A 15,084-nucleotide genomic window follows, 5' to 3' on the forward strand; every position below is an offset into this window, starting at 1 on the left:
GCACAGCGTAGCCGCTGAGGAGTGGTTGGCCGAGTTCGACGGCGGGTTCGCCCGGATCGCGGGCCGGTTCGGTCGGGTGGAACCGCGTCGACGGGCCCGCGCATACCTGCTGGGCTTGTTATCCGATGTGGACACTCGCACGTGTTGGCAGTTGGCGGAGCAGGCCGGAGACCGCACACCACACCGGATGCAGCGACTGCTCGGAGAGGCGGTGTGGGACGCCGACAAGGTACGCGACGATGTACGCGGCTACGTGGTCGACGAGTTGGGCGACCCCGACGGGGTGCTGATCCTGGACGACACGGGTGATCTTAAAAAGGGGTCGGCCAGCGTAGGCACCCAGAGGCAGTACACCGGCACCGCCGGGCGCATCGAAAACGCCCAGGTGGCGGTGTTCCTCGCCTACGCCTCCCGGCACGGGTACACGCTGATCGACCGGGACGTCTACCTGCCCAGATCCTGGACCGACGACCCGGCCCGCTGCGCCACCGCCGGAGTGCCCAACCACGCGCGGTTCGCCACAAAGATCACCCTGCCAGGCGAATGCTGACCCGCGCCGCCACCGCGAACGTGCCAGCGGCCTGGGCCACGGCGGATGAGTTCTACGGCGGCGACCGGGGGCTGCGCCGGGACTTGCAGAGCCGGGGTATGGGCTACGTGCTCGCGGTCGCCAAGAACCACCGGGTCACCACCAGCCCGGCCCTCGGGCCGCAACGCGCTGACCAGATCGCTGCCGCGCTGAGCAGGCGGGCGTGGAACCGGTACAGCGCCGGAGCGGGCGCCAAAGGGCCACGAGACTACGACTGGGCCTGGATAGCTCTCACCCCACCGGCCGACGAGCAGGTAGGACACCACTGGCTGCTGGTACGCCGCCGCATCTCCGATGGCGAACTGGCGTTCTACCGCTGTTGGTCACCGACCCCCGTCGCACTGCCCACCCTGGTCCGGGTCGCCGGCACCCGATGGTGCATCGAAACCGCCTTCCAGACCAGCAAAAACGCCACCGGGCTGGACGAGCACCAGGTCCGCCGCTGGGGCTCCTGGTACCGGCACACCACCCTGGTCATGCTCGCGCACGCCATCCTCACCGTTATCGCCGCCCGTGAACGCACCCGCCCCCAGCCAGACGACCAGAAGCTGACTCCCTTGACCGTTAACGAGATCCGACGTCTGTTCGCCAAAATCGTCGCTACCACGCACACCCTCACCCACCGGCTGCTGTGGTCCCGATGGCGGCGCCTGCACCAAGCCCGCGCACGTGCCAGCCACTACCGTCGCCGCGAGCAGCTCGCCCATCGACCATCGCCTTCATAACGATCCCGGGCTGGAGTACTAGGTCGTCTTTGTCGTCGGCGTGGGCCAGGGGATGGTCGCGGAGTGCGCGGGCCGTGTCCGAGAGATCGCGGTCGCTGGTGAAGCAGGCGACCAGCCGCCGGTCCGCCCATGGTTCGGCCAGGGGGATGGCGATCAGGGTGCCCCACAAGGCGACGTCGGTGATCACCGACCCCCGCTCCTGTTAGCAGAGGCTGGAGGTCAACTGGATGCGATAGACGGGACCCCAATTTACGGAAGGATTGTAGCCTCCGACAAGGTTAATTATCCCGTGCAGGCATTGGAGCTGGCCGCCACTATTGTTCTGGAGCCTCATTGCGGCGCCGCCGGTCTGGTTGTTGAATGCCTGATCCGTGCCGGACCAATTGCTCAGGTAGTAAGTACCGTAATTGTAAAATTTGAAGATGTACCACCCATTCGCGTAGGGAACAACGGCGCACGCGTCGCCCACGGGACAGCTATAGTCGCGATTCGTCTGGAACACGCGCGAGGCCGCCGACGGCGTGGTCGTGGGCGCCGCGAGTAACACGGCGGATGGCGACTGCTCCCGGACCGTGTCCGATCCGTTTGCGGCCTGGGCTGACGTGGGCACCACGACGGCGGTCAGCAGCGCGGCCACGATACCGACCAGGCCGATGCTCAGGATCTTCCGTTTCATTCACACTCTCCTGTCCGGACAAGCGCGGATCCACATTGGCTGACCCTAGCAAAGACTAATAGACATCGGTAGATATTCCATCAGGTTGACCGCGGCCAGGACCTGCCGGTTGACCGGATGGCGTCTTTGAACCGGTCGAGGAACTGTGGATACCGCATCGACCGAAGGGTCGGATCCATGCCGGGGTTCAGCGGCAGACGCCGGCTGCCGCTGCTGTCGGCGCTGGTGCTCGCTGCCAGGTTCCAGCCGCCGGGCGGGGGTCAGCCGCGGGCCGGTCGGAACGGCATGGTCACGGGGGTGTTTGGTCCGGTCCGGTCTCCGGCGCGGTCCAGGTCCCGGTCGAAGACGTGGCCGACCGAGTTGCCGGCCAGGTCCTCCAGCACGGGGTCCACTACGAGCCGGTAGGCGGCGCGGGCCCATGGCAGGTCGGGCGTGAATCGCCACCACCGCTCCCCAGGGCCGATTTCGGCCGTGCCGCGTACCAGCCGGCCGTCCGCCGCGGTGACGCTCAGGCAGCGGGCGAGTAGACCGTGGTCCAGCGGCCGGTCGAACGCGATGTGCAGTGGCTGGTCGGAGTCGGCCGGCGGCGCCGACAGCGTCCAGGCGGCCGGGTCTATCCGGTGACGCTCGTCCGCGTCCACCTGGTAACGGCGGGCCGTAGTGCCGAGTAGCGGGAGTCCGTTCGCGTCGCGGAACCCGGCGTCGACCTCGAGCGAGAACGGCGTACCGGTGCGCAGCGGATACCCCACCGCCCGGTGCGCGGCGAGGCCTCGCTTGATGCGCGCTGGTTCCATCAGGACGGTCAACCGGCGCCGCTCCGGGTCCCACAGCTCGTATTCCATGGGAAGCAGCGCGTCGGGCAGTTCCTCGCCTGCGTCGTTGACGAGGCGGACCCGCCTCGCCGCCTCGCCCTCGCTCATCGGCGCGGTGAACCACACATAGAAGCGCAGGAGGTTACGCGGCACCACGCGGGCGGTGGGGTAAATGACGAGCACGCCTGTGCTGGCCGCGTCGGGAGGTCGTGGGCGCACCAGATCGGCGACTCTCACCCCGTTCACCGCGACGGCGTATGCCGTTCCGGCGACGAATGGGAAGCGGGGGATGAAGCAGAGGCCGGTGCCGTCGCGGACGAGCTGGCCGGCCATCGGCGGCGCCGTGCCGAGCGCGAGCGCGGAGGCCGGGTACACCCGGATATCGCCGGCCGGGAGGCCGGACAGCCGGATGCAGTCCCGATCACCGCTGCTCGACCACGTCGCCTCCATAGTGGATGATCCGCTGGTCGGCTGGCGCGCTATCAGAGGGAGCTGGTCTTCAGCGAGCGCAGGTGAATCCGGCTGTCCTCCGTGCGCTGCAACGCCAGCACGTGCCCGGCGTCCAGGTTCGCCAGGCGGATCACACCCGGTACCTGCTCGGTCTGGCGGGGCACGCCGACCGGCTCGTGCGGCTGGGTCAGCGGCTTCTGGGCGTCGATGTCCTGGCAGGAGATTTTCACCAGGCCGTGCGCGCTGTTGGCCACCAGCAGGTGTTCCCGCCCGTCCTGCCGGAACGAGACCATGTCCAGCGGCTGGTTGACCGCGCCGAGCTCGGCCACGGTGCGACCGACGACCTTGGTGCCCGAACGTAGGTCGGTCAGCGGGATATGCACGACCGGGGTGCAGGTGTAGCTGGCCAGGATGGACCGTCCGTCCTGGTACGGCACGAACGTGCGGATCGGCGCATGGGTCTCCCACTTACCGTGAGAGACGTGGAAAATCTCGAGGTTGTTGCCGACGACGCCGTCGGTCGCGCTGGCATCCGGGAACGGGAACGGGATGCGCCGCAGCTTCGAGGAGAACTCCTCGTTGGACAGGCCGGCGACGAGCAGCTCTCCGTCCGCATAGGACATGTCGGTGATGGTCGAGGTGCGGATGGGGCGGCGTAGGATCCGCACCGTACGCGCCCCGACCTGCAATTCCTCGCCCTCGTCGCCTAGCGGGAGCGTGACATCCAGCCGCTCGTCGTCGGGCGCGGGAGCGTCGGCGATGTCCACCTGCGCCATGGGCACCCCGGTCAGCGGCACGTCGGTGATAGTGGCGTCGGCGGTGTCGACGCGTACCAGCACCGCCCGGCCGGCGTCGCCGCGCCCGCGTTGGACCGACAGGTACAGGTTGTGCGAGCCGGAGTGCACCGCGATGTCGCGGATGTCGATGTCGGCAGCGTCGCAGCCGAGCAGCGAACCGACCCGGACATCGACGTCGTCCAGGTCGAACGGTGCCGAGTCGGCGTCCCGATCCGGGTCAGCCAGGTCCACCGCGAGGATTCTGGCGGCGAGATTGTCGGCTAGGAACAGAATTCCGTCCGGCCCGAACGTGATCGGTCCGGCCGAGTCAATCTCGACATCGCTGGTCCGCAACCCGTACCCATCCATCACAGTCTCCTCGCGCGCACGACCGCTCCGCTCCACCCGATCCTACGCCGTGCGCCGCCGGGGCCGGTGTCAGCTGCGCGGGGCACCGACCCCCACAGCAGTAGCGACACCGCCCGATATGCGACACCGCCCGATATGCGACGTCGCCCGATATGCGTCGCCGGGAGGTCGCCACCCGGCGCGTCCATCTGTTGCCCGGCACAATCAACCCGACTGGTGGGTGACCCAGCGGGCCCCCGACCTGAGGGTGAAGCTGGGGATTGGGCCATCGGGTTCGGTTCCTGATTCGGCGTCGCGACGCCAATAACCGGCATGTCCGACGCCGTGTTCGGCGCCGCGAGCATCAAGATAATCCTCACGCCCTCGCAGGCGTACTGGCGAACGCCTCTGCTGACGAACTCGACCGGCTGAACGAGGCGTGTCACCTGGCGGCAGGTGCGGGTACCGATGGAGCGGGAGCCGCGCGCCGGGCGTCCGCTCGTTGCCGATGAGTGGATGGGCTGTCATGCCGCGAGCATTGGCGGGGCAGGCCGGAGATCGCGACACTGTCCTCCGTCTCGGGGATGAGGGCAGGTCCGATCCGGAGACCGATCCGCCGCATCGGCGTCGATGATTAGCGTCCTTCCTGAAGGAGGGATCACGATGATCCGAAAACTACTGGCCCTGCTGGCCGCGGTCCCACTGGTGCTGGGCGGGGTGACCGCTGCCGCCCGGGGTCCGGCCACGCTGAACTGCGCCAGGCTCACCTCCGCCCACGTCCCGCAGGGGACAGTCGCCTCGGCCACCACCAGCGACGGCTACTGTCAGGTCCAGGGCGTGCTCGACCAGGCTGTCGAGTTCACCGTCAAGCTGCCGCTCAGCGGCTGGACCGGCGAGTACGTCCAGCAGGGATGCACTGGGTTGTGCGGCGAAGTCCCCGACCTGACATTCCCGCTGTTCGCGTTCAGTTGCCCGGCCGCGCTGGCCAAGACGCTGGTGGTTGCCGGCGACGACACCGGGCACACCGGTGACCCCGAAGGTGTGCAACCGGCCACGTGGGGCGCCGACCCGCGAGCCCGCACCGAGTTCGGGCTGACGTCCGAGCACCGGCTGCGACTGGCGTCCGACGCGCTGATGACCGCCTACTACGGGCACGGCCCGACGTACCGGTACTTCGACGGCTGCTCGACCGGCGGCCGCCAGGGCCTCAACCTGGCCCAGCGGTTCCCGGCCGACTTCGACGGCATCCTGGCCGGCGCCCCAGCCGGTAACGAGGCGCCGCTGGCGCTGCTGGGAGCATGGGTGACCACCCGCAACACGGACGCCCACGGGAGGCAGATCCTCGGTCCGGAGAAGATCCCGGCCCTGCACGATGCCGTGGTCAACGCATGCGGCGACGTGATCCAGGACCCGCGGCAATGCGGCTTCCAGCCCTCGTCGCTGCGCTGCCCGCGGGGCGTCGACCTGCCAACGTGTCTGACGCCGGCACAGGTGGCCGCGGTGGTGGCGTTCTATCGGGGACCGGACGGCCTCTACAACGGGGGGATGCCGTACGGGTCCGAGCTCGGCTGGATCGACCAGTTCGTGGTCCGGTCCGGGTCGCCGCTGGACGGCAACGCCGGGAAGATCGCCTTCAACTACTTCAAGTACCTGGCGTACCCTACCGTGCTGCCGGACACCTTCACGCTCACCGACGTGCGGTTCACCAAGGCCACGTACGACCGGCTCAACCTACTCGGCAACGCCCTGTACAACGCCAACAACCCCGATCTGTCGGCGTTTCGGGCGCACGGCGGCAAGCTGATCATGTACCACGGCTGGGCCGATCCGTTCATCCCACCGTTCTCCACGGTGGACTACTACCGGGCGGTGCAAAAGCGGGGTGGCGCTGACGCCTACACCCGGCTGTACATGATCCCGGCGGGCTACCACTGCCTGTTCGGACCGAACCTGGACAGCCCCTCGGAGATCGGTGTACCGGAGTTCCTTCAGCCGCTGATGGACTGGGTGGAGAAGGGTATCGGCCCGGGCGTGATCAACGTGCCGACGGTGAACGCCGACTACACCGAGGTGATCCGTGACGTGGACGTGGCGCCGTTCGACGCGCTCGCCCCGGTCAAGGCCGCACCGGGCAGCCTGAACGCCGACTACCACTACGTGGGCCGCTACTAGTCATCGCGCCGGACCCAGTCAGCCAGGTGCCGAGCACCTCGATCCGGTCCAGGTCCTCCGGCGGGGCCTGGGCTGGACCGGCGGACAGGCGAATCAGGTGGGCAGGCGCCAGCCTGCTCATGCTGTGGGCGCGGTTGCCGAGCACGCCGCGACCGCGCCCACAGAGCTTGTTTTCGAGGCAGCGAAGAGCCTCTGCGTCCCGGCCGGCAGCGCAGAGGGCGGACACGGGACTCGTTGCCGGATGGCGGCTGCGCGACAATTATTGAAACCATGCGTGTCCCCGTTCCCCCGTGCCCGAGCGCGAGGCCATCGTCGATCGCCGATGGCCGGTGACTCGATGTCTCGTGGTAGGAACTGACCTGCGGCGCGCAGGCTCGCCGCCATCAACTGGGTCAGTCCGCGTACAACGCGGCGATCTTTCAGAGGAGGGCCGCCGGAGGCGGCGAATGTGACTTTGGCTTTAGCTACGGATTCACGAGCAGGGGCAACCGAACCACGTGGTGAGTGCCTCGCGAAGCGAGGTCATAGCGGTGTCGGCGGGTTCGTCGACGGCAGCGGCCCAGGCGATGCGGGCATCCGGACGAATCAGGAGAGCGTCAGCCGGACGAGCGTCCGTCTCGTCGATGCGGATCTCCACCTCTGCGGTCTGGACGTCGATGCGATCGCGCCAGGGCGCGGTGACCTCTCGCAGTTCCTTGCGGTTGGCGAGGTCGAGGAGAACTGGACGGGCCGAGTGCATGAGATGGGCGACGTCCATGGGGCCGCTTTCGGTGCACAGGGCCAGATTCGGTGCCGAGGTTCCGGCCAAAGAGTGCTGGCCGGTGCCGGGCATGGGATAGCGAAGGTCGGCACCTGCGATGAGCGCGCCGACTCGGCGGGCCGCTTGCTCGTCGGTGAGCAGTTCCTGCAGGAGCTGCCGGAGCGCTTGGGCGGCGGGGTCCTGTCCGCGGCGGAGTGCCACTTGGGCTTGGGTCTGCATCATCGTGCGTGCCCCGGCGTAATGGCGCTCGGAATGATAAGTGTCCAGCAGTCCTGCGCTCGCCCAGCCGTGGATATCGGCGGCCAGCTTCCAGCCGAGGTTGACGGCGTCGGTCATGCCGACGTTCAAGCCCACGCCGGTGGCCGGAAACACGTGGGCCGCGTCGCCGGCGAGCATGATGCGGCCGTGACGGTACTGCGCGACCTGCCGGGCCTGGAACCCGTAGCGGGACAGTCGTGTCGCCTCGGCGATCGGCAGCGGTGCGCCGAGCAGGCGTCGGATGCTGTCGGCGAACTCGGCGAGAGTCATCGGAAAGTCGTCGTCATCGACGTCTGCGGGCTCGGCCTCGGTGGTCTGGATCATCAGGTCGCCGGAGGCCCGCCGGCCGAGTGCGAACACGCCGTGCTCGGTGCGGGTGAAGCCCGGGCTGAGGCGGCCAAGGCCGGGAACCTCGAGGTCGCCGTTGTCGAGTTGAGTCACCGAGTCGGCGAGGGTGACGTGTCCGAGACGGTTGACTTCGGCGTAGGTGGTGCCGGGGAAGGGGATGGCGGCGAGGTCGCGGACCCTGCTGCGCGGGCCGTCGCAGCCGACCAGGAATCGGGCGGTGACCTGGTACGGCCGGCCGTGCGGTCGCCGCACCCGCACGGTCACTCCGGCGTCGTCCTGGCTGACGCCGGCTACCTCGTGTCCGCGGCGGATCTCGGCACCGAGTTCGCGGGCGTGCTCGTCGAGGGCTCGCTCGAGCTTCGGCTGTGAGAGCGAGATCCCGCGTAGCGGGGGCTCGGGCACGTTGGTGAAGTCGATGTGCAAGGTGCCGAACGGGTATCGCAGAGCCGGGTGACGGGGATGATTGCCGATTGCCTCCAACCGGTCGAGCAGGCCCCGGTAGGCGAGCAGTTCCAGGATCTGGCCGCCGAGGCCGTTGGCCTTTGCGGTTTCCTTCAATTCGGGGCGGCGTTCGAGCACCAATGGCCGGGCTCCGGCGAGGCGGAGTTCCGCGGCGAGCATCAGTCCGGTCGGGCCGGCGCCCGCGACGATGACGTCGGTGTCCGTCGGCTCGAAGTCCGCCCCGGCGTTTGTGCGTGTTTCGGCATTGAACGGCAGCATGGGTCGGCGCTCTCGTTTCCGCAGGCTGTGGTGTCAGTCTGCGATTGTGCGGCATGCCGGGGGCCTTGCCGCAAGGCCCCCGGTACGCTATATCTTGATCATGGCGGGGAGCGGGTTCCCACCCTTACGGGGCTGCGCCGTCCGACTCGCGGTGGTACACGCCACACCAGTACCAACGGCGAAACGCCCGAATCATTGAGGACCACACAGGGAACTCAGAAACGCTGATGTGCGGTCGCCATCTGGGCGTCGAGGCCGCCGGGTTGGAACACGAGATCGTCGCCTTCCCCGGTGCGGACCACGCGTTCTTCAACGACACCGGCCCGAACCACGACGCCAACGCCGCGGCGCAGGCCTACGACCGGGTTCTGGACTGGTTCGGCAGGTTTGTCGACCGTGGCGGTCAGGGCGGCTGAACCTGGGCGAAGGCCTGGCCAGCCAGGCTCAGGCGAACCTGAGCCTGGCTGGCCAGGCCACGTGCGGCTAGACGCCGCCGGACCCTGCCCTGGGCAGCGTCAGCACGACGGTCAGCGTCACATCGCCGTCCTGGTAGGACACCCTGAACAGGTGGTGGCCCGCGTTCAGGATCCGCCGTTCCGGCAAGGAATGGAAGTTGCCCTTGATTGAGTGGCCGCTCATGATCGTCAGTACCGTGCCCGGAGTGAGGGCAGCGCGAATGTCCAGGGCGAGTTCGCCGTCCAGCACCAGGTGACCCGTGGCCCGCACGCTCGTGTAGTCGTGGTCGCCGGAGATGGTGATGGCGAGGCGACCCGCCCGGCTGACGGTCACGTCGCCGCCGACGTGCAGGACGTTGCCGGGCGTGACGTCGGCGAAGGTGATGGACGCCGCGGACGCCGCTTCCCCGGACGACAGACCGGGCTGCAGCACGCCGCTGTCGACGTCGATGCTGCCTGCCACGGAACCGCTGCCGCCGAGCGTGCCGCCCTTGACGTGGATCGAGCTTGCGTGCGAGCCGGTGATCGAAAGCTTACCGCCCTCAACCGTCGTGCCGCCCTGGTAGGTGTTGCGGCCCGTCATGACCAGCGTCCCGGAGCCCTGCTTGACCAGAGAAGCCGTGTAGAGTTTGTTGTCGATCTTGTGCTGAATGTAGGCCGCCCGCGCATCCATCCATTCCTTGCGCCACTTGACGGCATCCGCATGGGTGATCTTGTCGTACAACTCGGGATGGCCGTCAGTAATGGCTTGGATGTAAGGATCAGCCAAAATGCCCTGAAGCATGAATGCCTGTTCGTTGAGCGTGCCGTCCGGGTTCAGCACGTTGGGGCCGAATTCACCGGCGTAGGCAATGCCTTGCCGCTTGTAGCCGGCCAGCCACTGCAGATCTTCCTTTTCCCTTTCCTTGATCGCGATCTGACTGATGTCGTTCGACCAGACGTCCAGGGGCGCTTTATTCATGTTGTAGGTCATGGGGCTCAGGAACTGGCCGGGGCCGTACATGCCCTTGGCCAGATCGGGAATCCCCCAGCCCCAGCGTTCGTCCGGAAGACCATCGGAAGCGGTCCAGGCGATGGATGCTCCGGAGGGGGAGGTTTGCCCGGTGCCGAGGAATCTCACTCCGTCCGACATCTTATTATTCGCCGTGGTGAGCATCACCTCACGCGCCTGCTTGGCGTTCATGTTCGGATAGCGGGAGAGCAGAACCCCCATGACCGCCGTCGCAACGGGCGTTGCCGGGGACGTGCCGCTTGAGTTTGAGTAGCTAGTATCACTAGAGCTGCTCGTGGTACGAACGTTGTTTGACGGGGTGGACACGACCCACCATTTTGCGAGCCCCGCCTCGTTATACCCGTACTGCTTTGTGTATTCGGGATTGGCCGCAGTGGGCGGTTGCACCCCGCCGACAGCTACCCACTGATTCTCCGCCTGGGGATTGAAGAAGGGATATGCCGGGCGATAATACGGGTTGCTCCAGTCGTTGTTGCCGGCCGACCGTACGTCGACTGTGCCGCTGTCCTTAATGGCGTCCCAGATGGCGTCCATGAAGGAAAGCCCGGGGTACTTCGGATTGTATTGCTCGCCGCCTACCGAATAGAATTTCTTGAAGATGAAAAACTGGTACTCCAGATCCTTCAGGTACTCGTTCGGAATCACAGCCGCGTTTGCCGTGGCGCTGGCGCTGTCTTTGCCACCTACTTGATAAGCGTTGGCGAGGTTGCCGTTGACTCCAAGATCGTTTCCGAGACCATCAAAGCGCGTTCGGTCAAGAGTCGAGACAAATTGGCCCCAACTCTCGTTGATGACCTCGGCGCCCGCGTCGACCAGGGCCTTATGGCCTGTATGAAAGTACAGGTAATCGTGGAAGGGACCGTGGGACATGTTGTCGGAGCCGCCGGTCTTGGCGGCATAGATCTTCGCTCCAAAGGCGATGCCGTGCTGGTCTTTACCATCGCGCTTGCCGGAGATAACCCCAAGCATACCGGTCCCGTGCGAGTAGTCACTTGTTCTCGCCTGATCACCGGCCACAGTGAACGGATCGCCAGCAGTAAACGGGTTCGACGGGGTTGCCGAGGTACGATACGAGAAGCCGGACGTGGCGTAGACGCCCGCCCCACTCGCCGAACTGATCAGATCGGTCTGAAATGCTTCGTGTGTAGCCCGGTAGCCCGAATCCATTATGCCCAACGTGACGCACTGCCCGCAGTATCCCAGGGCGTAGGCGGTGGACGCATTCACCGCGACGAGCTGCCACGGGGAATCGACCGCTGTGCCGGGATTAGCAGGATTATGGCCGTCAAAGTAACCATATTCCGGCGTTTCCCAACTGGCTTTAGCGGCCTCTAGTTCCCCCGGACTCGTGGCGACAAAGCCGGGGTCCCCCGGGTACGAATACTGGCCGGGGTCTCTCGGGTACGCCGACCCGCCGCCCTTACGGCCGGGGATCGATGTCGGACCGGTCTTGGGCGATGCCGAGGCGAACCCGGCCGGCACCAACGCGACGCCTACTCCGCCAGCAAGGGCACCTCCCAGCCGCCGCAAAAACTGCCGCCGATTCACGGACCTCTTGTTGCTCATCTCCGGCTCCTTACCGATGAGTCGATATCCCTAACGGACCGGGGCGGCATGTTGCGTCCCAGCCCCATGATCTACACGCGCTGGTCGAGACAAAATGATGTGCCGTTCTGCCGCTTCTAGCAGGCGGCGGATGTCGACGGCTTTGTTCGGGATCCCGACTGCGGCGACTCGGCCATCGCCGTCGATCACGACGGCATACGGCGTTCCTTGGACCTCGAATCGGCTCTTGGGCGCGGTGGCGCTGGTCGCGCCAACCACCACCCAAGCGGGTAGGGGCGGAATCGGCGACTGATCCTTGGCATCCCGTACCAGCACGGCGCGTGCGTTGCTTGGCGGCCGGGACGTGATCTCATCCAGCGCACGGTCCACCCTGGCGAGCGCGCCCAACACAAGAATCGTGAGCACAACGACCATGACTACGAGCGCACCGAAGGCAGCAATCCATGGACCCGCCATCGCCGCAGCGCCTCCAAACGGTTGTGCACGCGAAGGCCGACCGTCAACGCCCGCCAGGTCATGCCAAGTAGCAGCAGCGCGATGACTGTGGCGAGTGCCGCATCACGCGACAAGCCCGACGTCGCGCGCCACAGCTCCTGCGAACTCGAAGGGGGAGGAATAGCGCTGGACAGGCCCGCAAGGATAGCCAAGCCACCGGTCCGCGCGACGAGCAGCCAGCTGACGGGTCTGTCCTCGCCAACACCGCAGCCGCAGGACGGTCGGCGCCCTCGAAGGAGTGCCGATGCCATCGCCAGCCCGAAGGAGGCGAACAGTGCGGCCGCGAGCCGAAGCATGACCGTCGGGTGCCAACCGCTGATAAGGCCGGCGCCGAGGATGACTTCGACGCCGGGAACGCTCCATGCCAGTGGCTCGACCAAGGCGGACGGCGCAAGCCGGTAACCGGCGACGGCCATTGCGAACCGACGCGGTGCGCGCACCTTTGCGGCGGCAGCCGCGATCAGAAGGAAACCCTGCCACGTCAGAACGGCGAACTGGAACTCTCCCACGAGTGGCCTTCCCTATACGGTCACCAAAGCCGTCAGGCGGCGCCAGCTGGCTGCGAGCGCCGGGGTTCAGGTCGAACCGGGCTGGCCAGCGGTTCCATGGGGGCTCCCAGGTCCCCGGGGCGAGACGCCGACATCCGCGGCTCCTCGTGCCAACCTCGTCGTTTGATAGGTATCACTGTCTGACATCACGCACAAGAGATTTTAGATTCAAAATCTATAGGGGCGGAGTTGGCGGGCGGCTCGTCGCGCGGGTACCGGATCCTCGCGGTGGCGGCCGGCGACGGCCTCGGCACGCAGTTGGCGATAGCCAACCAGGTCGGCGTCGACCGCACGGTGATGACCTACCTGCTCGACGACCTCGGGCGGGCCGGCCTGATCGAACGCCGCCCCGACCCGGCCGACCGCCGGGTACGCCGGATCGCCGTCACCGACAAGGGCCGAGAGTTGCTTGTAGAGCTCAACCGGCGGCTGTGCCGGACCGAGAACGACTGCTCGCCGCCCCTCGATGAGCCGGAGCGGACCACCTTCCGCGCCCTGCTGTGGCGCCTCGCCACGGATGTGACCGTACGCGGAGGGTAGGTAGGCCAGCGGTGACGCCCCACGAATGTCATGGGCGAGCGAGGGGAGTTCTCACTGCCGGGGGCTCCGGGTCCGGGACAGTCTAGCGAGGCCCGCGAGTAACAGGAGCGGGCGCTGCGCGCTCGTTCCGTGCGTTCGGAGACCGCCGCTGTCAAGGGACAACCCGCGCCGCGCCTGGCGGTTCAGGCCGGAAACATTGTTAAATCCATCGACCCTGACAGTGCAATTTCTGTATCAGTGCTGTGGTGGCGGTGGCTGCCGGGCCAGGGTTCGGTCGAGTTCGGCGAACCACTCCCGCGCTATCACCGCGGTGACCGGGTCGGCTTCCATACGACGCAACGCCTCCCGACCGCGCAGGTCATTGCGAAGTGCGAGTCCGACGGCAGCCAGGATGCGCGCGGGCGGGTGCGGGTCGGTCAAGTGGGCGGTGAGGACGGCGTGGACTTGGGCGGTGTTGAGGTAGGCATTGGCGAGGGTGCCCAGTGCTGCCGTGCGGGTTTCGGGGACCAGGTCCTCGGCGAGTTCGATCAGCGTCGTTATCAGTACGGGCTGTGGAGGGCGTGCCGGGGCGGGCAGCGTCGAGTCGCGCCGCGAACCGGTGACGCAGATCAGCTCCATGGCCACCCGAGCGCGGACCGAGGGATCGCTATGGTGGGCGTGCGGCAGGATTTCGAGCAGGTGCGTACCGGGTCGGGCGCGGATGGAGTACTCGGCGAAGGCGCCGATCAGGTTGTCGAGCACCGTCGGGTCCGGCTCGTTGCGGAGCCGGGCGGCGAGTGCGTCCAAGGCCCGCGCGCCGAACGGCCGCTGGTCGAAACTGAGCCCGTACACAATCTCGGCCGCGAACAGCCGTTCCTTAGTGGTGGGATGCGCCAATCGGGCGGCGAGCCAGTCGAACACCTCGGCATCGCGTTCCGCGCGCTGCACGATCGTCGTATAAGCCTGCGCGGCATCCCACGAGTCGCGGTCGGCGCTGTGCATGGCGCGCTCGGCGAGCTCGTCGCACGGCGTGAGGATGCCCAACTTCTCTTCCAGCAAGGTGACGACGGCCCGGTGCGCCGCCCAGACCTGGTCCTGGCGGCCGTCGCCGGTGCGAACGCGGACTCGCACCGCCATCGGGCCGCCGTCGAGCCAGGCGGGCATCCGGTCGCGGTCGACCACGGTCGCCGGGTCGCCCACCGCGTCGAGACGCCGACACAGCTCCTGTTCCGGGTCGACCGTCAGCCAGGCCCGGGCTAGATGAAGCGCCGCCCGCAGCGACTGCTCGGGAACTGTCGGCAACGACGGGTGGGTGTGGGTCGGCAGCACCCTGAGCAGCACGTTCCAGGCGCCGTGCTCGGCGAGCCAGCTCACCGGTTCGACACCGCTGGACCGGGATCGATTCGGGTTCGCACCGGACCAGAGCAACTGCTCGACGATCTCGGCGTGCCCGGCGACGGCCGCCTCCCGCAGCAGCGTGCTGCCGACCTCGCCGGCCAGGTCGACATCGCGCAGCTCCCACAGCAGCGAATGCACCCGCTCGATATCACCGGTCCGGATCGAGGCAATCAGGTGTTCCGTCACTCGTACATTTACCTCCTTACGGACCGGAGCAACCGGCGTGCCCAGGCCGCGGCGACGTGCCGGCTGTCCGGCACGGCTCCCACCACACACCCGGTACGCACCCGGTAAAGTCGCGACGGAGTTTCCGCAACGGCATGTCTCCAGTTTCAGGGCTAACACGCCGGACTTGGGCTGCCCGACGCCGTCGATCTCCGTCACGCCCGCAAGCTTGTCACGAGTATCGCCGGCAACGCCGTCCCGCGGTGGTGTCGTTTGTGCCGGGACATGTTGT

11 protein-coding genes and 1 pseudogene are annotated in these 15,084 nt (G+C 67.2%); 4 read left to right on the forward strand and 8 right to left on the reverse strand.

Annotation, left to right across the window (positions count from 1 at the left end; all coding sequences use genetic code 11):
- The first annotated feature begins 25 nt into the window (after positions 1-25).
- Positions 26-1,314, forward strand: a pseudogene (locus ABEA87_RS15820) (IS701 family transposase).
- A 202-nt stretch (positions 1,315-1,516) separates the two neighbouring features.
- Here ABEA87_RS15820 and ABEA87_RS15825 read toward each other — a convergent pair.
- The 3 genes from ABEA87_RS15825 to ABEA87_RS15835 all read right to left on the reverse strand — a co-directional run bounded on the left by ABEA87_RS15825 (position 1,517) and on the right by ABEA87_RS15835 (position 4,397).
- Positions 1,517-1,990 carry a hypothetical protein gene (locus tag ABEA87_RS15825; RefSeq protein ID WP_345630264.1) on the reverse strand — a complete coding sequence of 158 codons (474 nt, stop codon included), beginning with the start codon at positions 1,988-1,990 and terminating at the stop codon, positions 1,517-1,519.
- Between the two features lie 260 nt (positions 1,991-2,250).
- Complete coding sequence (locus ABEA87_RS15830; RefSeq protein WP_345630265.1) at positions 2,251-3,252, reverse strand: hypothetical protein; 1,002 nt, start codon at positions 3,250-3,252, stop codon at positions 2,251-2,253.
- A 32-nt stretch (positions 3,253-3,284) separates the two neighbouring features.
- Positions 3,285-4,397 carry a hypothetical protein gene (locus tag ABEA87_RS15835; protein WP_345630267.1) on the reverse strand — a complete coding sequence of 371 codons (1,113 nt, stop codon included), beginning with the start codon at positions 4,395-4,397 and terminating at the stop codon, positions 3,285-3,287.
- 642 nt (positions 4,398-5,039) lie between these two features.
- Between ABEA87_RS15835 and ABEA87_RS15840 the strand changes: the two genes are divergently transcribed.
- The gene (locus tag ABEA87_RS15840; protein WP_345630268.1) at positions 5,040-6,548 is read left to right on the forward strand and encodes a tannase/feruloyl esterase family alpha/beta hydrolase; all 1,509 of its coding nucleotides are present in this window, start codon (positions 5,040-5,042) and stop codon (positions 6,546-6,548) included.
- Positions 6,549-7,020: 472 nt separating this feature from the next.
- Here the strand turns inward: ABEA87_RS15840 and ABEA87_RS15845 are convergent, their stop codons facing one another.
- Positions 7,021-8,634 carry an FAD-dependent monooxygenase gene (locus ABEA87_RS15845; RefSeq protein WP_345630269.1) on the reverse strand — a complete coding sequence of 538 codons (1,614 nt, stop codon included), beginning with the start codon at positions 8,632-8,634 and terminating at the stop codon, positions 7,021-7,023.
- Between the two features lie 227 nt (positions 8,635-8,861).
- On the opposite strand from ABEA87_RS15845, the gene ABEA87_RS15850 reads away from it, so the two are divergent.
- Entirely contained in the window at positions 8,862-9,050 is a 189-nt protein-coding gene (locus tag ABEA87_RS15850; RefSeq protein ID WP_345630271.1) for a dienelactone hydrolase family protein, read from the forward strand.
- Between the two features lie 67 nt (positions 9,051-9,117).
- On the opposite strand, the gene ABEA87_RS15855 is transcribed toward ABEA87_RS15850, so the two are convergent.
- Genes ABEA87_RS15855 through ABEA87_RS15865 form a run of 3 tightly spaced genes read right to left on the reverse strand, consistent with a single transcriptional unit; the run spans position 9,118 to position 12,671 of the window.
- Positions 9,118-11,667: a S8 family serine peptidase gene (locus tag ABEA87_RS15855; RefSeq protein WP_345630273.1), complete on the reverse strand. Its 2,550-nt coding sequence runs from the start codon at positions 11,665-11,667 to the stop codon at positions 9,118-9,120.
- 30 nt (positions 11,668-11,697) lie between these two features.
- Positions 11,698-12,081, reverse strand: coding sequence for a hypothetical protein (locus ABEA87_RS15860; protein WP_345630275.1), 384 nt, complete (start codon positions 12,079-12,081; stop codon positions 11,698-11,700).
- A gap of 2 nt (positions 12,082-12,083) precedes the next feature.
- Positions 12,084-12,671 (reverse strand): MauE/DoxX family redox-associated membrane protein, encoded by a 588-nt coding sequence (locus ABEA87_RS15865; protein WP_345630276.1) that lies wholly within the window; start codon positions 12,669-12,671, stop codon positions 12,084-12,086.
- A 228-nt stretch (positions 12,672-12,899) separates the two neighbouring features.
- On the opposite strand from ABEA87_RS15865, the gene ABEA87_RS15870 reads away from it, so the two are divergent.
- The gene (locus ABEA87_RS15870; protein ID WP_345630277.1) at positions 12,900-13,250 is read left to right on the forward strand and encodes a MarR family winged helix-turn-helix transcriptional regulator; all 351 of its coding nucleotides are present in this window, start codon (positions 12,900-12,902) and stop codon (positions 13,248-13,250) included.
- 234 nt (positions 13,251-13,484) lie between these two features.
- On the opposite strand, the gene ABEA87_RS15875 is transcribed toward ABEA87_RS15870, so the two are convergent.
- Complete coding sequence (locus ABEA87_RS15875) at positions 13,485-15,011, reverse strand: hypothetical protein (protein ID WP_345630279.1); 1,527 nt, start codon at positions 15,009-15,011, stop codon at positions 13,485-13,487.
- Positions 15,012-15,084: the final 73 nt, after the last annotated feature.

This window comes from Rugosimonospora acidiphila, assembly GCF_039543385.1.
Taxonomy (GTDB): Bacteria; Actinomycetota; Actinomycetes; order Mycobacteriales; family Micromonosporaceae; genus Rugosimonospora; species Rugosimonospora acidiphila.

Excerpts from the sequence above, each read along its gene's own strand:
- ABEA87_RS15860 (WP_345630275.1), bottom strand. The coding sequence starts at position 12,081 with ATGGTCGTTGTGCTCACGATTCTTGTGTTGGGCGCGCTCGCCAGGGTG.
- ABEA87_RS15850 (WP_345630271.1), top strand. The coding sequence starts at position 8,862 with ATGTGCGGTCGCCATCTGGGCGTCGAGGCCGCCGGGTTGGAACACGAG.
- ABEA87_RS15855 (WP_345630273.1), bottom strand. The coding sequence starts at position 11,667 with ATGAGCAACAAGAGGTCCGTGAATCGGCGGCAGTTTTTGCGGCGGCTG.
- ABEA87_RS15835 (WP_345630267.1), bottom strand. The coding sequence starts at position 4,397 with ATGGATGGGTACGGGTTGCGGACCAGCGATGTCGAGATTGACTCGGCC.
- ABEA87_RS15845 (WP_345630269.1), bottom strand. The coding sequence starts at position 8,634 with ATGCTGCCGTTCAATGCCGAAACACGCACAAACGCCGGGGCGGACTTC.
- ABEA87_RS15840 (WP_345630268.1), top strand. The coding sequence starts at position 5,040 with ATGATCCGAAAACTACTGGCCCTGCTGGCCGCGGTCCCACTGGTGCTG.
- ABEA87_RS15830 (WP_345630265.1), bottom strand. The coding sequence starts at position 3,252 with ATGGAGGCGACGTGGTCGAGCAGCGGTGATCGGGACTGCATCCGGCTG.
- ABEA87_RS15825 (WP_345630264.1), bottom strand. The coding sequence starts at position 1,990 with ATGAAACGGAAGATCCTGAGCATCGGCCTGGTCGGTATCGTGGCCGCG.